General features: G+C 42.1%; 16 protein-coding genes. 4 read left to right on the top strand and 12 right to left on the bottom strand.

Features of this window, described 5'->3' with window-relative positions; all coding sequences use genetic code 11:
- Positions 1 to 6: 6 nt before the first annotated feature.
- Positions 7 to 297 carry an Asp-tRNA(Asn)/Glu-tRNA(Gln) amidotransferase subunit GatC gene (gatC, locus tag PQ578_RS18780; RefSeq protein ID WP_098446146.1) on the bottom strand — a complete coding sequence of 97 codons (291 nt, stop codon included), beginning with the start codon at positions 295 to 297 and terminating at the stop codon, positions 7 to 9.
- Positions 298 to 533: 236 nt separating this feature from the next.
- Entirely contained in the window at positions 534 to 1,997 is a 1,464-nt protein-coding gene (putP, locus tag PQ578_RS18785; RefSeq protein ID WP_098446144.1) for a sodium/proline symporter PutP, read from the bottom strand.
- A 614-nt stretch (positions 1,998 to 2,611) separates the two neighbouring features.
- On the opposite strand from putP, the gene PQ578_RS18790 reads away from it, so the two are divergent.
- Positions 2,612 to 3,559 (top strand): metal ABC transporter solute-binding protein, Zn/Mn family, encoded by a 948-nt coding sequence (locus PQ578_RS18790; protein ID WP_273835973.1) that lies wholly within the window; start codon positions 2,612 to 2,614, stop codon positions 3,557 to 3,559.
- Between the two features lie 36 nt (positions 3,560 to 3,595).
- On the opposite strand, the gene PQ578_RS18795 is transcribed toward PQ578_RS18790, so the two are convergent.
- The 4 genes from PQ578_RS18795 to pcrB all read right to left on the bottom strand — a co-directional run bounded on the left by PQ578_RS18795 (position 3,596) and on the right by pcrB (position 9,858).
- Positions 3,596 to 4,843: a CamS family sex pheromone protein gene (locus PQ578_RS18795; protein ID WP_273835975.1), complete on the bottom strand. Its 1,248-nt coding sequence runs from the start codon at positions 4,841 to 4,843 to the stop codon at positions 3,596 to 3,598.
- Between the two features lie 13 nt (positions 4,844 to 4,856).
- Complete coding sequence (ligA, locus tag PQ578_RS18800) at positions 4,857 to 6,857, bottom strand: NAD-dependent DNA ligase LigA (RefSeq protein WP_273835978.1); 2,001 nt, start codon at positions 6,855 to 6,857, stop codon at positions 4,857 to 4,859.
- Positions 6,858 to 6,882: 25 nt separating this feature from the next.
- Positions 6,883 to 9,105 (bottom strand): DNA helicase PcrA, encoded by a 2,223-nt coding sequence (gene pcrA, locus PQ578_RS18805; protein ID WP_273835981.1) that lies wholly within the window; start codon positions 9,103 to 9,105, stop codon positions 6,883 to 6,885.
- Between the two features lie 63 nt (positions 9,106 to 9,168).
- Positions 9,169 to 9,858: a heptaprenylglyceryl phosphate synthase gene (gene pcrB, locus PQ578_RS18810; protein WP_273835982.1), complete on the bottom strand. Its 690-nt coding sequence runs from the start codon at positions 9,856 to 9,858 to the stop codon at positions 9,169 to 9,171.
- Positions 9,859 to 10,362: 504 nt separating this feature from the next.
- Between pcrB and PQ578_RS18815 the strand changes: the two genes are divergently transcribed.
- Complete coding sequence (locus PQ578_RS18815; protein ID WP_273835983.1) at positions 10,363 to 10,551, top strand: hypothetical protein; 189 nt, start codon at positions 10,363 to 10,365, stop codon at positions 10,549 to 10,551.
- Between the two features lie 21 nt (positions 10,552 to 10,572).
- On the opposite strand, the gene PQ578_RS18820 is transcribed toward PQ578_RS18815, so the two are convergent.
- Positions 10,573 to 10,869, bottom strand: a complete 297-nt coding sequence (locus tag PQ578_RS18820; protein ID WP_048313459.1) for a YerC/YecD family TrpR-related protein — start codon at positions 10,867 to 10,869, stop codon at positions 10,573 to 10,575.
- A 155-nt stretch (positions 10,870 to 11,024) separates the two neighbouring features.
- A complete protein-coding gene (locus PQ578_RS18825; RefSeq protein WP_273835989.1) occupies positions 11,025 to 12,764 on the bottom strand; it encodes an adenine deaminase C-terminal domain-containing protein in 1,740 nt (579 codons plus the stop codon).
- Between the two features lie 93 nt (positions 12,765 to 12,857).
- Between PQ578_RS18825 and PQ578_RS18830 the strand changes: the two genes are divergently transcribed.
- Together PQ578_RS18830 and PQ578_RS22435 are read left to right on the top strand one after the other, a co-directional pair.
- Positions 12,858 to 13,103, top strand: a complete 246-nt coding sequence (locus PQ578_RS18830) for a YgaP family membrane protein (protein WP_224883748.1) — start codon at positions 12,858 to 12,860, stop codon at positions 13,101 to 13,103.
- Positions 13,104 to 13,169: 66 nt separating this feature from the next.
- A complete protein-coding gene (locus PQ578_RS22435) occupies positions 13,170 to 13,271 on the top strand; it encodes an EYxxD motif small membrane protein (protein ID WP_337958033.1) in 102 nt (33 codons plus the stop codon).
- On the opposite strand, the gene purD is transcribed toward PQ578_RS22435, so the two are convergent.
- Genes purD through purM form a run of 4 tightly spaced genes read right to left on the bottom strand, consistent with a single transcriptional unit; the run spans position 13,249 to position 17,701 of the window.
- On the bottom strand, positions 13,249 to 14,517 hold the full coding sequence (gene purD, locus PQ578_RS18835; RefSeq protein ID WP_273835991.1) for a phosphoribosylamine--glycine ligase: 1,269 nt from the start codon (positions 14,515 to 14,517) through the stop codon (positions 13,249 to 13,251). The genes PQ578_RS22435 and purD overlap by 23 nt on opposite strands.
- Positions 14,518 to 14,532: 15 nt before the next feature.
- Positions 14,533 to 16,071, bottom strand: coding sequence for a bifunctional phosphoribosylaminoimidazolecarboxamide formyltransferase/IMP cyclohydrolase (purH, locus tag PQ578_RS18840; protein ID WP_273835992.1), 1,539 nt, complete (start codon positions 16,069 to 16,071; stop codon positions 14,533 to 14,535).
- A 14-nt stretch (positions 16,072 to 16,085) separates the two neighbouring features.
- Positions 16,086 to 16,664: a phosphoribosylglycinamide formyltransferase gene (gene purN / locus PQ578_RS18845; protein WP_273835993.1), complete on the bottom strand. Its 579-nt coding sequence runs from the start codon at positions 16,662 to 16,664 to the stop codon at positions 16,086 to 16,088.
- Positions 16,661 to 17,701, bottom strand: coding sequence for a phosphoribosylformylglycinamidine cyclo-ligase (gene purM, locus PQ578_RS18850; RefSeq protein ID WP_273835994.1), 1,041 nt, complete (start codon positions 17,699 to 17,701; stop codon positions 16,661 to 16,663). Before purM ends, purN begins: the two co-directional genes overlap by 4 nt.
- Between the last annotated feature and the right edge of the window lie 2 nt (positions 17,702 to 17,703).

Here is a 17,703-nt window from a genome sequence, read left to right on the forward strand (position 1 = left end):
CCTCCCTTACTCAAATATTGATGGAACTTTTACTTGACCGTTCGCTTGATCCGGTGCATTTTTCAATGCTTCCTCACGCGTTAGCCACGGCTGTACTTTGTCTTCACGCAGTACATTTTTCAAATCAAGAACGTGCGTTGTAGGCTCAACGTTCTCTGTATCTAATTCATTTAGCTGCTCCGCCATAGAGATAATGTCATCAAGCTGAGTTGTGAATTTTTCGACCTCTGCCTCATCCATTTCTAGTCTAGCGAGATTGGCTACATGCTTAACCTCTTCTTTGGTAATTCTGGACATCACTTTCACCTCCACAAATTTCGAACAACCTGCAATATATAGATGATACCAAAAACAAGCTTCATTAAGCAACAGAACGCTGTCTGTTCCAATTTTAAACAAACGTTTGATTAAACCGACTTAATCAAACGTTTGTTTAACGAGTGTTTGGACATTACCTTCAATCAATCATTCCCATTCTTAATTCTATAAAAAAGACTCACCCCCAAATGGGATGAGTCTCTGAGTAAAGCTAATTAGAATTTAGACGTTTTTGCCGCTTCGAATTCAGCTTCAATTTCTTCACCTGGCTCTTTACCAACAAAGCTGAATGCCATTACAGCAATCCATGCCAGGATAAAGCCTGGGATTAGTTCATAAAGATCGAACAGTCCACCTGATAGTTGAGCCCATAAGATAACAACTACGGCACCAGTGATAATACCAGCAAGTGCACCATTACGGGTCATGCGTTTCCAGAATAGACTTAAGATAATAACAGGTCCAAATGCGGCACCAAAACCAGCCCACGCATAACTTACAAGATCAAGAACACTGCTATCAGGGTTATAAGCAAGTAGGATGGCAAGTAATGCAATACCTAGAACAGCAATACGACCTACCCATACAAGCTCAGTTTGACTTGCATTTTTACGAAGAATCGCTTTATAGAAGTCCTCCGCAACAGCACTTGAAGATACAAGTAACTGAGAATCAATTGTACTCATGATCGCAGATAGGATGGCAGCTAGTAAGAAGCCAGATACCCATGGATTAAAGAGTACTTGAGTAAATTCGATAAAGACGGTTTCAGAGTTCGGAAGTCCCGCATCGAAATACGCAATACCAATGAAACCAGTAAAGATGGCACCAAACAGAGAAAGAACCATCCATGACATACCAACAAGGCGTGCTTTAGGAATTTCTTTCGAAGATTTAACTGCCATAAAACGAGTAATAATGTGAGGTTGTCCAAAGTAACCAAGTCCCCAACCAAGTAGAGAAATAATTCCCATGAAACTCATACCAGTAAAGATATCTAGGTAAGTTGTATCCGTTGCACCAACTTGATTAACTGTTTCATTCCAGCCACCCATTTCATTTAAGGCAACAATTGGAACGACAACTAGTGCAAGGAACATAAGTATTCCCTGGAAGAAATCTGTCCAGCTTACCGCTAGGAAACCACCGAGGAACGTATATGAAATAATAACAATTGCACCGATCCACAATGCGCTTTCATAGCTCATTCCGAACGAGCTTTCAAACAGGATTGCGCCCCCAACAAGACCTGAAGACGTATAGAACGTAAAAAATACAAGAATAACAATTGCTGAGATCACACGAAGTGCTTTCGATCCATCACGGAAACGATTCTCAAGATAATCTGGAACCGTTATTGAATCATTCGCTACTTCAGTATAGCGACGAAGGCGTGATGCAACAAATTGCCAGTTCAAGTAAGCTCCGATTGCGAGCCCAATCCCAATCCAAATTTGACTCATACCACCTGCGTACATTGCCCCAGGTAGTCCTAGTAAGAGCCAGCTACTCATATCTGATGCGCCTGCACTTAATGCGGCAACAGATCCACCTAATCTTCTTCCTCCAAGTACATAATCGGACAAGTTACTTGTCATTCGGTATGCAATTAATCCGATTGCGAGCATACCCACAAGATAAACAATAAACGTAACTAACGTTGGCGTTTCAATACCCATCGAGTACTATTCTCTCCTTTCGGTAAAAAAAGTTATTATTGATAATACGACTAATAAAGGCATTGGTATAAGTAACCAGAACCATGTTGCGGTAGTTAAGGTGTATTCCACACTTTCACCCCCTTCAGGTCAATATTCACAGCTATGCATTTTTCCTGTGAATTCAAATTATTGATGTAGACCATTAGTCCTTTGCAAACCAATGATTACTATATCACAAAATATTTTTCAGAACAATTAAAATATTATAAGATAAACTTTTTAATGAATAAAAATTCACTAAAGGAGTTTATTTCCTTCTTTTAGCAACTTTTATGTCATAAGTATTCAAGAAAATTTATTTAAATAAGTTGCTGATTGTGTGATGCTTCGACATACTTTAGTAACATTTACCCACCTTTTTGTAATGTTAACCTCCGAATTGAAATATTTTTTATAGATTGCCGCGTTTCTCTTCTTTTCATACCGTTTTAAATGTTCAATTTCCAACTTATTTTTTTCCTATATTGAGTTCCTCACCAGAAACGAAATAAATCGGAAAGGTTACTGTTTGCAAAACGTAATGGTTACGATATAATGAGTGGCAGAGAAACTTAGGGAAGGGAAAATCGCTTATGAAAAATCGCTTTTTAACAGTAGCATTCTTACTATCTCTATCTACGCTTGTCCTAGTCGGTTGTGGTCAAGAGCCAGACAAAAATGCGGATGGAAAGCTAAGTATTTATACAACACTCTATCCTCTTGAATATTTTGCTGAACGAATTGGTGGAGAACATGTAACCGCTGAATCCATCATTCCTCCTGGCAGTGACGCACATAGTTTCGAGCCAACGACGAAAACAATGACAGAGTTAGCTGAATCCGATTTATTTATCTACAATGGAGCAGGCATGGAAGGATTTGCTGATGCAGCTAAAGATACATTGAAAAATGAAGACGTCATGACCCTTGAATCCGCTGAAGGAATTCATTTTGATGAAACAAAAGAAGAACATGAGGAACATGCTGATGAAGAGCACGCCGATCACGATCATGGCGATGTGAATCCACACATCTGGATTGATCCAACCCTCGCTATCCAACAGGCCGAAAATATTAAACGCGCACTTATAGAAATTAATCCTGACAATAAGAAAACATTTGAGTCTAATTATGAAACATTAGAAGAAGAGCTCTTAGCTCTAGATAAAGAATTCCGTGAAATGGCTGACAGTGCACCGAAAAAAGAGTTCCTTATTTCGCACGATGCCTATAGCTACTGGGAAAGTCGCTATGGACTTAAACAATTAAGTGTATCTGGCCTTTCACCATCTCAAGAACCTACGCAAAAACAGTTAGAAGATATCATTGAAACAGCTAGAAGTTACAATTTAAAGTATATGCTTTTTGAACAAAATGCTACGCCAAAGCCAGCAAAAGCCGTTCAACAAGAACTTGGTCTTGAAACGCTTCGAATTCATAATCTCTCTGTCTTAACAGAAGAAGATATCGAAAATGATGAAACGTATTTCACTTTAATGGAACAAAACATTCAAACATTAGAAAAAGCTCTATCAGAATAGCAAAATCCCTCCCGTTGTCTCGGGAGGGATTTATTTTTATTGATAAATATGAACGAACGGTTCTTCTTCGTTAGGATCCTTCACAATCAAACTTTCTGTTTCTCCGTTGCTTGTGATATAGATCGAGACAGGTAAATCTTGAGGAAATGTATCATTACGCTTTTTAACGAGTCCATTTACAAACTGGGTGAACGAAATCACTTCAGATTTGCTATAGAACTGAATTGGAATCTCAATCTTTAATTGAGAAAGTTCGTCTTGTTTATAGAAGCCGGTTCCGATGACTCCTACAAAGTTCGGAAAGAAATCTTGTATTTCACGTGTGAAGTCATCAAACTTCTCAGCTTCCGCTGGATATTCCTCATCAGCAGCAGATGAAGGAAATGCAATGTACTTCTCATTTAAATCTTTCCATGACTCAGGGCTAGATTTACCTTTCTCTACAATCGTGCTTGCCACGAAGTTACCTGGGACTACCGATTGTCGTGGCTGCTCTAAGAAGAGCGTAAACATGATTGGCACGTCATGCTCGGCTCGAATTTTCTCAACGATTGGTTTAATTGATTCTTTTGCCTTCGCAACCACTTCATCTTTATCTAACTTTACCGAACCGGTATACTTCAAACCATTTTCATCAAGAACCGAGTAAGGATATTCAGAATAAAGCGATAAGGCAATCGAAACTCCGCCTAGCTGCAATTCTTCATCTTTGTTTTGAACATAATAATCCTGTTCATGAATATAAGAGAGGAATTTAGGGTTTTTCTTTTCAGCTTCAATTACTTGCTCGTATTGTGCAGGGTTTTCTTCCACACCAAGCTGCGGATTAAGCCCTACATTTACTTCCTTCTCCTCATCTTTCTCAGCTTCTTCCTTTGTTACACCGTTATCACGATACAGCCACCCATGGATTTGCTCTGTATCAAACAGCTGTCCTTCTTTAAAGAAATACTTATCAGGGTCAAATTGTTCTTGTGAAAGTCGAATCAATCCCATTTCAAGTGCATCTACATCAAGACGGTTATCAACCCCAGCCGTAATTAATCCTCTAACTTGTGAAGTATCAAGAGAATTTTTTTCCCCATCTTTATCTAACACCGAACGATAATACGTCTCTGAAGTTTTTATATCTTCACTTACAATCATTTCTTCACTTTCTTCGCCTTCTGAATCATTCACCTTTACTGTATCGTCCTGCTCGCCCTTCATAAAACTCGGAACACAACCGGATAATACGAGCGAAAGAGCCATGATACTAACGATGAACGTTTGCTTTTTTGGCATTAATTCCCTCTCCTCATTCGTTTAACTCTTCAACGAACCTGTTCTCACTCCATACGTCAATACCAAGTGACTCTGCCTTCTCGAGCTTCGAGCCAGCATCTTCCCCAGCAATCACAAGGTCTGTGCTTTTACTGACACTTCCTGTTACCTTTGCACCTAGTTCTTCTAACTTCTTTTTCGCTTCCCCACGACTTAACTGTTCAAGTTTGCCGGTTAAAACAACTGTTTTCCCTGCAAAAACAGAGTCAATATCTTCAATTGAAACTGGCTTAGGGCCTTTATAAATCATGTTAACACCAGCATCTTTTAACTCATCAATAAGCTCATGAACTTCTTCATTTTGAAAGTATCGTACAACAGAATCAGCCATTTTTTGCCCAACTTCATTGATTGCTTCAAGATCTTCTATGCTCGCTTGGACAAGACTGTCCATCGAGCCAAATTGCTGTGCAAGTGTTCTTGCCGCTTTAGCCCCTACATGACGGATTCCAAGACCAAACAACAGCTTCTCTAATGAATTATCTTTAGACACTCGAATTGCTTCAAGTAAATTGGAAACTGATTTTTCTCCCATCCGCTCAAGTTCAATAAGCTGACCATGAGTGAGCTGATAAATATCAGCTACATCGTGAATTAATTCTTCACGAAAGAGCTGCGTAATGACCCGCTCGCCCAAGCCATCAATATTCATCGCATTACGTGAAACAAAATGAATTAATCCTTCACGTAGCTGCGCTGGACATTTGGGGTTAATACACCGAAGCGCAACCTCTTCATCCAGTCGAACAAGATCACTTTCACACTCTGGGCATTTCTCAGGCATAGAAAAGGCCTTCTCATCTCCTGTGCGACGCTCTTCTAGAACAGAAACAACTTCAGGAATAATGTCTCCTGCTTTTTTAATCACAACATAGTCACCAATTTTTATATCCTTCTCACGAATAAGGTCCTCGTTATGAAGAGAAGCTCGTTGTACGGTCGTTCCTGCAACAAGAACGGGTTCTAATACGGCTGTTGGCGTCACGACACCCGTTCTTCCCACATTCAGTTCAATATCTTGAAGCTTTGTGACGACCTCTTCAGCAGGAAACTTATAGGCAATCGCCCAACGGGGACTCTTCGCTGTAAAACCTAGCTCTTCCTGCTGATTAAGTGCATCTACTTTCACAACGATCCCATCAATTTCATAGGAAAGGTCAGGACGTTTCTCTGACCATCCACCTATAAAATCAATCACATCATCAATCGTGTTACATCGCTTCCATTCTGGATTGGTTTTAAAGCCAAGCTCCTTGAGAAAATCTAGGCCATTGGAATGAGAGCTAATTTCTCTCCCATCAACCGTACCAACACCATAGACAAAAATAGAAAGGTTACGACTAGCAGCAATTTTAGGATCAAGTTGACGTAAAGAACCAGCTGCTGCATTTCGAGGGTTAGCAAAAAGATCCTGCTCATTCTTCTCGCGTACTTCATTTAATTTCATGAAAGATGGCTTTGGCATATAGGCTTCTCCACGAACCTCCATGCTCACATTCTCTCGTAAACGTAAAGGGATCGCAGGAATGGTTTTGAGGTTCTGAGTAATGTCTTCGCCTACAGTACCATCTCCTCGCGTTGCACCCCGAACGAGAACGCCCTCTTCGTAGATAAGTGAGACCGCGAGACCGTCTATTTTTAATTCACATACATATGAAAAGTTTTCGCCAATTCGATCGCGTACACGTCGGTCGAAATCCTTCAGGTCATCTTCTCCAAAAGCATTCCCAAGGCTTAGCATCGGCACTCTGTGTTCGACTTTTTGGAAGCCTTCTAGCGGAGGACCTCCGACCCGTTGTGTTGGAGAGTCATCTGTTTTAAGCTCTGGGTTCTCTTCTTCTAAATTCAATAGTTCGTTCATCATCCGATCATATTCGGCATCCGGGACGCTCGGCTGATCAAGAACATGGTACTCGTAGTTGTATTGATTTAAGAGCTGACGAAGCTCTTCGATGCGCTTATGCTTTTCTTCCATCGTCAAACCTCACCTTCTAAAATGACTATTGCTTTTCAATTGGCGCAAATTTTGCTAACAAGCGCTTGATTCCAACTGGATTTGGGAATGCAATATCAAGCTCAGTCGAATCTCCATCACCTTTCACGCTAACAACCGTTCCAACTCCCCACTTGCGGTGGCTCGCTTTGTCTCCTACCTTCCAGTCCAGTGAATCTCCGCCTGTTGAAGTCAGCTGAGGGCGTCTCGGAGTTTTAGGAGTAGCAGGTCTTGAAGACGGACGAGAACTTGTCCCTCCAAAAGGTGTTGCAGGTTTTTCCTGTCCTTGCTTTTCAAGTAATTCTTCTGGAATTTCACCAATGAAGCGGGATACAGGATTGGCATTCGTTTTCCCGTAAAGCGTTCGAAGACGAGAATTTGTTAAAAACAATTCTTCCTCTGCCCTTGTAATACCTACGTAAGCAAGTCGGCGTTCTTCTTCCATTTCTTCTTCCTCAAATAGGGAGCGACTATGCGGAAACACGCCTTCTTCCATCCCGATAAGGAAAACGACCGGGAACTCCAAGCCTTTCGCTGAGTGAAGAGTCATGAGCGTAACAGCTTCCTTTTGCTCGCTTTCATCCTCATCCAACTTATCAATATCTGCAACCAAGGCGAGGTCCGTTAGAAAAGCGATCAAGCTCTTGTCTTCACTTGCTTTCTCAAACTCCTGCGTTACAGAAAGAAATTCATCAATATTTTCAAGTCGGGTTTGTGATTCAATCGTGTTCTCGTTTCGTAGTGCATCTCGATAGCCCGATTTATCAATTACTTCTTCAACAAGTTCAGATACCGCTAAATATTCCTGCATTTGCGACCAGTTGGCCATTTGATTACCAAACGTTTTAAGAGACTTCGTAAAACGGGCACTTAAGCCAATCTGTTCAACCTCTTGAAGAGCTGTAAAGATAGAAATATCTTGATTAGCGGCATATTGCGCTACCTTGTCCATTGTCGATGCTCCGACACCGCGTTTTGGGACATTGACAATTCTAAGTAAGCTAATGTCGTCATCCGGGTTTGCAATAAGACGAAGATAGGCAAGAACGTCTTTAATTTCTTTACGATCGTAGAACTTTGTACCGCCTACAATGTTGTAATGAATGTTCGACTTATTTAAAATTTCCTCAATCACTCGAGACTGTGCATTCGTCCGATAAAGAATCGCAATTTGTGCATTCGTTCGCTTTCCGCTATTCACCATATCAAGGATTTTCCCTGTTACAAAACGACTCTCATCATGTTCATCATTGGCTTGATAGTACGTAATGTGCGGGCCATCATCATTATCAGTCCATAATTTTTTAGGTTTTCGATTCATGTTGTTTTCAATCACAACATTCGCCGCTTGGAGAATTTTCTTTGTCGAACGATAGTTTTGCTCAAGGAAAATGGCACGTGCACTTGGATAGTCTTTTTCGAACGAAAGGATATTTTGAATATCAGCCCCGCGCCAGCGATAGATCGACTGATCAGAATCACCTACTACGCAAAGGTTTTGATATTTCTCAGCCATTAATTTAACAAGGACATATTGCGCTTTGTTCGTATCCTGATACTCATCCACGTGAATGTACTGGAATTTTCGCTGATAAAATTCAAGGACTTCTGGCACCTTTTTAAAGAGCGTAATGGTTCTCATAATCAAATCATCAAAATCGAGCGCCTGGTTTTTACGAAGCTGCTTTTGATATTGTTCATACGCATCCGCTACAACACTTTCGTACGGTCCTTTTGCGTTTGCTTTATAGTCTTCCGGCGTTTCTAGTTCATTCTTAGCAGAGCTGATACTTCCTAAAATCCCTCGCGGCTCAAATTTCTTAGGATCGACGTTTTGTTCCTTCAATATTTTTTTAATTACCGTCAGCTGGTCCCCAGAATCGAGAATCGTAAAGTTCCGATTAATGCCAATGCGATCCCCGTCTCTTCTTAAAATACGGACACACATGGAGTGGAATGTTGAAATCCAAATGTCTTCGGCAACCGGGCCTGTAATGGAATTCACTCGTTCTCTCATTTCTCGTGCCGCTTTATTTGTAAAGGTAATCGCAAGGATGTTCCATGGAGAAACCTGTTTCTCAACAAGAAGGTACGCGATTCGATGCGTGAGCACTCTCGTTTTTCCACTTCCTGCTCCAGCCATAATTAAAAGCGGTCCATCCGTGTGCTTGACCGCTTCCTGTTGTTCGGGGTTTAATCCGTTTAATAACTTATCAACTATTCGTTGCATGTTTTCGCACTCCTCACAAACGTATGTTCTTATATCTTATTTTACCTGAACGATAGGAGAGAATCAATTTCCTTTCACAGCAGCAACTGTTTTAATCGCTTGTTTGATATTATCGTAAATAATATTCCCAACAATCACAGTATCTGCAGAAGCAGCCATTTCTTTTGCTTTCTCCGGCGAATCAATTCCTCCACCGTAGAAAAGTTTCGTCTCATCAAGAACCCGGCTTACCTTCTGAACAAGTTCTTTATCTCCATAGGTTCCACTGTATTCCACATAAAAAATCGGCAGTTTGAACATCTTTTCTGCCATTCGCGCATAAGCAAGTACATCTTCTTCATCAAGATTAGTATGAGCAGAAGTTAACTGAGCAACCTTAGAATCCTGATTGAGAATACAATACCCTTCCATAATGATTTCATCCCAATTCATAATCTCACCAAACTCTTTTACAGCTTCATGATGCAAACCCGTTACCCAACGGCTGTCTTCCGTATTCAAAACGGTTGGAATAAAATAAAAATCAAATCCAGGTGTCACTGCTTCCACAGTCGATACCTCAAGAGCACATGGTACCGCGTAACGGCGAATTCTAGCAAGTAAATCTAACGTCCGATCAAGTGTCACTCCATCACTACCACCAACAATCACCGCATCCGTCCCAGACTCACAAATCGCCTCAAGATCATAATCTTCAATCTCCTTATTCGGATCCAGCTTAAACACATGCTTCCACTTTAGAAAATCAAACATCCTAACCCTTCCTCCCACTTTTCCTCATAAATTGGATTATATCAAAGAATACATGAAAAGCGGAAGCCTCCGTTTAGACCCGGCAGGCACTGGAGCCCTCCAAATTGAACACGGTCTTTGTGTTCGAGTTGGAGGGTGAAGTGACCGAGGGTCTGGAGGCTGCAGCTAGATCATGAAAAGCGGAAGCGTCCGTTTAGCCTCGACAAGCGCTGGAGCCCTATCAAAAGAACACGGTCTTTGTGTTCATTTGATGGGGTGAAGCGATCGAGAGGCTGGACGCTGTAGCTGGATACATGAAAAGCGGAAGTGGGCCCGTTTAAATCTGCAGGATGTTGGAGCCCATGAGACTGAGACGCTTTTTGTCTCATTCGATTGGGCGAAACAGCAGGAAGATTTGGCCCACTGCAGCTGGATCAACGAAAAGCGGAAGCCTCCGTTTAGACCCGGCAGGCACTGGAGCCCTCCATATTGAACACGGTCTTTGTGTTCGAGTTGGAGGGTGAAGTGACCGAGGGTCTGGAGGCTGCAGCTGGATCAATGAAAAGCGGAAGTGGGCGTTTAGGTCCGACAAGCGCTGGAGGCATTTCATTTGAACACGCGAATAGACTCGCGCCATATTCCCGCGAATTTCTTAATAATTCCGCGAAATGGCTAATCTCCATTACAGCAACCCTTAAATCAAAACAAAAATGAGCCGGAAACCGGCTCATTTTTCTACTCGTTATTATGGACGCGATCAAGCGTCATTTGATAGCCGTCGTTTCCATAATTTAAACTACGCTTCACTCTGGAAATCGTTGCTGTGCTTGCGCCTGTTTCCGTTTCAATTTTATGATACGTAAACCCTTCACGAAGCATTCTTGCTACTTCCAATCGCTGAGCAAGAGATTGTATTTCGTTCACAGTTGCTAAATCATCAAAGAATAAATAACACTCTTCTAGATCTTTTAATGAAAGAATCGCTTCAAACAATTGGTCCAGTGTTTTACCTCGAAGTTTATCAATTTGCATTATACATTCACTCTCCTTACTTCATTCTGTATCGGTCTATGTTTTCTATTCTGCACTCATCATGATGCGCTATTATTCCACTTTGCGTTCATTTTAACAATTGAACGTGAGAAATTCACGTGCTTTACTTCGTTAAGGATTTACTTGGTTATAGTTTAACGCATTATCGAAGGAAAAAGTACCATTTTTCTCTTTACGTCATAAATTCCTTGCTGCGTCAATCGAATAAAAGGTAAATGCGTCGAAGAGAAGAACAGCAAGCTATAAACCGGATCTTTGTATAAATAGCCTCTATCCTCAAGTTCTTGGATCATTTGTTTTTCCTTTGTAATCAATTCTTCAAGCGGAAGATCGGACATTTTTCCCATCAAAGGTAATTGGATTTCGGAAATAACTTCTCCGTCTTCAACAAGTGAGATACCTCCACCAATTTCATTAATTCGATTAAAAGCCGTCATCATATCTGCTTTACTTTTACCGATAAGAATAAAATCACCCGTGTTCGAAAAACTGCTGGCAAAACCTTTCACTCGATTCGCGAAGCCTTTAATGATCGTATTTACCCGCCATTTCCCTTCGCGACTAAGGAGCATGATAAAACTTTCATCTGATTCTGACGGAAGCTCGTCAACGGACGTTTCAACAGATAAGTTATACGGCTTTGTAATCACCGCATTCATCATTTCCATTCCTGCTGGACCTGAAAACGTTAAATCATTAGGCTGTATTTTCCAGGTATTGTTAAGTGGCGTAAGCCCATGCTTTTCCCACTCAAAAGACCAGTCCTGGTCCATTTCTTCTCCATCACACTTTAACCATTTCCCACCTGCAAGTACGGCAACAGGAAGGGGCTTTTCTTTTGATTCAAGGATATTAATATGAGCTACTCTACCCGGTGCTATCATACCATGCGTATCGCTTATTCCGTAATGGTTTGCCACATTATATGACACCATTGAATACGCATCTTCTGCGGATACTCCTTTCTCAAGCGCCATTTCGATTAATTTGTCTGTCGTGCCATTTTCTAAGAAGGAAGGCGTTGAGCCATCTGTATTCATCATCACTCGATCAAAGGAAGTGACCCCTTTTTTAAGTAAGGATTCAAGAATGACAGGAAGGTCTGGCCTGATCGAAGAATAACGAAGTGATGTCATCATACCCATCTCTAAGCGGCGTAAGGCCTCTTCACCCGTCATCGCTTCATGATCACATGAAACACCTAGCAGTCCCATCTTTGTTAATGTGGCAAGAGAGGCACCGGGCAAATGACCTTCAACAGGCTTACCGAGTCTTCGCGTCTCTTGCATCCATTCTAGAATTTCATCATCTCCACTAAGTACATCAGGCCATGCGGTCAGTTCCCCGCCTTGAATGACTAATGGGTGCGCAAGCCATTCCTTCATTAATTTATTCGTAATCATATCTTCATCCAACAGCTTTGTTTGCGAATCATAACGCGCCCACCAATACATGGAAACTGGAAACTGATCAAGCTCTTCAATCAATGTAAGCGCTTTCTCTTTTGGCAAACCCAGAAGTAAAAGAAGGTTATCATTCATCATTGTCGTCGTTCCCCGCTGAGATGCATATCGCGCAAGAGTAAGGGGATTATATAGTTGAAATGGGTGTGCATGTGGTTCAATGTAACCTGGCACAAGACATCGCCCTTCGCAATCAATCCATTCAGTCGTTGGATGCTTTTCAGGTAGATGATCGCCAACGTATACAATCCGATCTTCATATACCCATATATTAGATGTCACCCATTTTTTAAGTCCATGATTCAAATAAGTTGCATTGTAGAAAACGATCGATGGAGGCAGTTCTCCAGACACAACTTGAACGTGTTGTCGTAATTGCTGCTTCGTCCATAAATTTTTTCTTTTCGCCATAACCATCACCCGCTTCAAGAAGTTTTCTTTATTTTAACATAATTTTGACACGTTGCTACTTTAGATTTGTGAATGAAGAAAGGAGATTTTCAAATGAAGCCAAATATTAGTATGTTAAATGCCTTTATTCGCTTAACCGCCGGTTTCACTCTGCTTGCCTATTCAACCGCCAAGCTTTCTAAAGAGGAGTCAAACTCAGCCTGGCTTCTCGCTGCTGTCGGTGCCATGAAAGTAGCAGAAGGTCATACACGTTATTGCCCTGTCGTCGATCTTATGACGCATGATGAAACACGCGACCCAGATGAAACAGCACTTGAAAGAGTGATCAACCCTTCTTAATCTTCACAAAAAAACTTCCCTATATTTAGGGAAGTTTTCTCTACCTTATCAAAAGGAGGTTTAGTTATGCTCGAGTATATAACAGATACCTGGTTAATTTACACGATGATCATCGGAAGTATTGTAGCGGTTGCGTTTGCTTACATTAGGAAGAAACGCGTGAAATAGCACGATGTCCAATGTCCGTTCGATAAAAACCGTCCGTAACATGAACATGCTCCAGTTCGTTGTAAACAGATTCACTAGCCGCTTTCAAATCAACACCTGATGAAGCGACAAGAAGTACGCGACCACCGTCTGTTAGAAGGTGCTCTCCACTTTGTTTCGTTCCAGCGTGGAAAACAAGTGCCTCAGACCCAACATGGTCTAGCCCTGTAATGATCTTACCTTTTTCATAACTACCTGGATAGCCACCTGAAGCAACAACGACACCGACAACGGCTTGTTTACTCCATTCAAGCGTAGGTTCTTCTCCATTGAGAAGGTCTAGAATTGCTTGAACGAAATCTGATGTCATTCTTGGTAAAACGACTTGTGTTTCCGGATCGCCAAATCTTGCATTGAATTCAATTACTCTTGGACCATCCGCCGTTAACATAAGACCCGCATAGAGAATACCTGTGAAGGAGCGACCATCCGTCTTCATTCCTTTGGCAGCCGGCTTCAAAATTGTCTCTACCGCATGATCAACAATATCTTGAGAGATTTGGGGCACAGGGGAATAAGCTCCCATCCCACCAGTATTCGGCCCTTGATCACCATTGAAAGCCCGTTTGTGATCTTGCGATATAACGAGTGGGTATACCCGTTCTCCTTCGACAAGAGCCATTAAAGAGAATTCCTCTCCTTCAAGAAATTCCTCCACAACAACACGTTCACTGGCGGCACCAAACTGATTGTTCTCCATCATATCATGAAGACTTTCCAGCGCTTCCTTCAGTGACATTGCCACGACTACACCTTTACCCGCAGCAAGCCCATCTGCTTTTAAGACGATCGGAGCGCCGACTTTTTCAACATAGGCTTTCGCTTCTGCATAGTCAGTAAAGGACTTAGAGAATGCGGTAGGAATACTGTTGGCAACCATTAGTTCTTTGGCGAACGTTTTACTTCCTTCAATTAAAGCTGCTTCCTTCTTTGGACCAAAGACGCGAAGGCCAGCCTCTTCAAAACGATTCACAATTCCAGCAAGAAGAGGTTGTTCAGGACCAACAAGTGTTAAATCAATGTTTTCCTTTTTTGCGAAGGCAACTAGCCCCTCATGATCACTCTCATCAATTGCTACAAGCTGGCTAACGTCCGTCATACCCGCGTTACCCGGAGCGACGTAGACTCGATCGACAAGGCTGCTTTCTGCCGCTTTCCAGGCCATCACATGCTCGCGACCACCGCGGCCAATTACCAATACCTTCACTCGAAAAACCTCCTCTTAATGTTTGAAATGACGAATGCCAGTAAAGACCATTGTAATGCCGTATTCATTCGCTTTCTTAATCGAATCCTCATCTCGGATCGATCCGCCAGGTTGGATGATCGCTGTCACACCCGCTTGTCCTGCTGCTTCAACCGTATCATCCATCGGGAAGAAAGCGTCTGAGCCCATGACCGATCCTTTGCTCTTCTCGCCTGCTTGTTCAATCGCAATATTTGCCGCACCGACACGGTTCATCTGTCCAGCACCAATTCCGATTGTTTGATCATTCTTTGTAAGAACAATTGCGTTTGACTTCACGTGCTTTACAACTTTCCAAGCCAGCTTTAATGCTTCCCATTCTTCTTCAGTTGGTTCGCGATCAGTCGGTACGGAAATATCCGCTTCATCAAATCCATAACGATCACGCTCTTGAAGTAAAAGTCCACCATTTACGGAAGTAAGCTGATGCTCTACAGCTGGTGAAGCGGCTACGTCGAGCTTTAATAGACGCAAATTCTTTTTCTTTGTTAATACAGCGAGAGCTTCTTCTGTGAAGGAAGGTGCCATAATAATTTCAAGGAAAATTTCTTTTAGTTTCAGCGCTGTTGCTTCGTCCACTTCACGATTAATCGCAACAATACCACCAAAAATAGATGTTGAATCCGCTTCATACGCTTTTTGATACGCTTCGACAATCGTCTCCCCCGTACCTACGCCACACGGGTTCATATGTTTAACAGCGACAACAGCTGGCTGATTAAATTCCTTCACAATATTTAGCGCAGCATTTGCATCATTAATGTTATTGTAAGAAAGCTCTTTCCCATTTAACTGCTCAGCTGAAGCAAGAGATGCTCCTTTGTACAATGGTTTTTTGTAGAAAACAGCTTTTTGATGAGGATTTTCACCATAGCGAAGCGTTTGTTTACGCTCAAAGGTTACCGTTAGCGATTCAGGCTCTTCTTCACCGGATTGAGCCGTTAAATATTCAGAGATCACAGCATCATAAGAAGCCGTATGACGGAATACTTTTGCTGCAAGTTCACGACGAAGAATTTCTGTTGTGTCGCCATTTTCTTCAACTTGACGTAAAACTCGGTTGTAGTCAGAAGGATCGACAACTACAGTAACATCCCGATGGTTTTTAGCAGCGGAACGAAGCATTGTAGGTCCACCAATATCAATGTTTTCAATTGCTTCTTCATACGCCACGTCTGGTTTTGCGATTGTTTCCTGGAAAGGATACAAATTCACAACCACAAGATCAATCGGTTTAATATTAAGCTCGTTCAACTGTTCTTGATGAGCTTCATTATCACGCACAGCAAGAAGACCACTATGTACGTTAGGATGGAGTGTTTTTACTCGGCCATCAAGAATTTCTGGGAAACCAGTGACGTCTGAAATGCCCATCACATTAATACCGGCTTCTTCAAGGGCGCGCTTTGTCCCACCTGTTGAGATCACCTCTACCCCTTTTTCCGCAAGCCCTTTTGCAAATGCTGTAATATCTGTTTTATCAGAAACGCTAATGAGTGCGCGTTTAATCGTCATGTGAACTCCTCCTACTATCTCTTGTTTTTTTCCTGAAGAAGGGAACGAATGACAGCTGGATACAAAAGGTGTTCAACGGCCTGAATTTTGTTTGCCAGGTCCTCTTTCGTATCTCCTTCATCAATTCGAACGCTGTCTTGATCAATAATTTTCCCTGTATCCATTCCCTCGTCCACGAAGTGAACGGTAACACCTGTGATTTTAACACCAGCTTCGAATGCTTGGCCAATCGCGTCTTTTCCTGGAAAAGACGGAAGGAGAGAGGGATGAATATTGATGATTCTTCCTCCAAAACCTTGAAGGAGTGTTGGACCAATTAACCTCATATAACCTGCAAGAACAATCCACTCAACCCCTGCATCGTTCAATTGTTGAAGAATAAAGTTTTCAAAATCAGCTTTTGAGTCATATGATTTAGGATAAAAGGAAAGGACAGGAATGCCAAAGCGTTCTGCCCTTTTTTCAACTTTTGCTCCAGGACGATCGCATACAACAAGAGCAACTTCAGCCTCTAATTGTCCTTTTTCAATGGCTGCGGCAATCGCTTCGAAGTTCGAGCCGCTTCCAGATGCGAATACGGCTAGCTTCTTCACGACAGGTCACCGCCTCCAAATTCAATTCCTTCTCCTTTGACTACGCGCCCAATCATATAAGCTCGTTCGCCACCCTGTTCAAGAGCTTTAATGACATTAACAGCCTCATCTTCCGGCACAGCAAGTACCATACCTACACCCATATTAAATGTTGTAAACATTTCCTTACGAGAAAGATTGCCTTTCTTTTCGATTAAATCAAAAATTGGCGGAATCGGCCATGAACCATAATCAACCTGGGCTGCCAATCCTTCAGGAAGCATACGCGGAATATTCTCTTCAAAACCACCGCCTGTAATATGAGCGATTCCATTTACAGTGTGGGACTTAAGAACATTTAAAACCGGTTTAACATAAATACGCGTCGGGGCAAGTAACGCCTCGCCAAGCGTTGAATCAAGCTCATCATATGAGGTTGCTAGATCCATCTTATGATCTTTTAGCAACACTTTACGTACAAGGGAAAAACCGTTGCTGTGAATGCCGTTTGAAGCAAGACCGATGAGGACATTTCCTTCTTTGACATTCTCTGTCGTAATCAGCTTCGACTTTTCAACAGCTCCCACAGTAAACCCAGCAAGATCATAGTCGTTTTCTTGATACATATCAGGCATTTCCGCTGTTTCTCCACCAATTAATGCACAGCCTGCCTGTGAACAGCCTTCTGCCACACCCTTTACAATTTTCTCAATTCGCTCTGGTGCGAGCTTTCCAGTTGCAATGTAATCAAGGAAATAGAGAGGTTCTGCCCCCTGTGCGACAACATCATTGACGCACATGGCCACGCAATCAATGCCAATCGTATCATGTTGATCGAGTTGAATCGCAAGCATGAGCTTTGTACCAACACCGTCCGTTCCTGAAACGAGAACTGGTTTCTCGTAGTTTAGTTCAGACAGATCGAACATGCCACCAAAACCACCAAGTCCGCCCATGACACCTTTGCGCATGGTTTTCTTTACGTGAGGCTTAATACGATCCACTGCTTCATAACCTGCTTCTATGTTAACGCCTGCCTGCCTGTATGCTTGTGCCATAA

The organism is Guptibacillus sedimenti (genome assembly GCF_028610665.1).
GTDB classification, from domain to species: domain Bacteria; phylum Bacillota; class Bacilli; order Bacillales; family Guptibacillaceae; genus Guptibacillus; species Guptibacillus sedimenti.

What these genes read in the sequence shown, in the direction of transcription:
- PQ578_RS18830 (WP_224883748.1), top strand. Translation starts at nt 12,858, where the DNA reads ATGAAGCCAAATATTAGTATGTTAAATGCCTTTATTCGCTTAACCGCC.
- purH (WP_273835992.1), bottom strand. Translation starts at nt 16,071, where the DNA reads ATGACGATTAAACGCGCACTCATTAGCGTTTCTGATAAAACAGATATT.
- PQ578_RS18795 (WP_273835975.1), bottom strand. Translation starts at nt 4,843, where the DNA reads ATGCCAAAAAAGCAAACGTTCATCGTTAGTATCATGGCTCTTTCGCTC.
- pcrB (WP_273835982.1), bottom strand. Translation starts at nt 9,858, where the DNA reads ATGTTTGATTTTCTAAAGTGGAAGCATGTGTTTAAGCTGGATCCGAAT.
- putP (WP_098446144.1), bottom strand. Translation starts at nt 1,997, where the DNA reads ATGGGTATTGAAACGCCAACGTTAGTTACGTTTATTGTTTATCTTGTG.
- PQ578_RS18825 (WP_273835989.1), bottom strand. Translation starts at nt 12,764, where the DNA reads ATGGCGAAAAGAAAAAATTTATGGACGAAGCAGCAATTACGACAACAC.
- purM (WP_273835994.1), bottom strand. Translation starts at nt 17,701, where the DNA reads ATGGCACAAGCATACAGGCAGGCAGGCGTTAACATAGAAGCAGGTTAT.
- pcrA (WP_273835981.1), bottom strand. Translation starts at nt 9,105, where the DNA reads ATGCAACGAATAGTTGATAAGTTATTAAACGGATTAAACCCCGAACAA.
- ligA (WP_273835978.1), bottom strand. Translation starts at nt 6,857, where the DNA reads ATGGAAGAAAAGCATAAGCGCATCGAAGAGCTTCGTCAGCTCTTAAAT.
- gatC (WP_098446146.1), bottom strand. Translation starts at nt 297, where the DNA reads ATGTCCAGAATTACCAAAGAAGAGGTTAAGCATGTAGCCAATCTCGCT.
- PQ578_RS18790 (WP_273835973.1), top strand. Translation starts at nt 2,612, where the DNA reads ATGAAAAATCGCTTTTTAACAGTAGCATTCTTACTATCTCTATCTACG.
- PQ578_RS22435 (WP_337958033.1), top strand. Translation starts at nt 13,170, where the DNA reads ATGCTCGAGTATATAACAGATACCTGGTTAATTTACACGATGATCATC.
- PQ578_RS18820 (WP_048313459.1), bottom strand. Translation starts at nt 10,869, where the DNA reads ATGCAAATTGATAAACTTCGAGGTAAAACACTGGACCAATTGTTTGAA.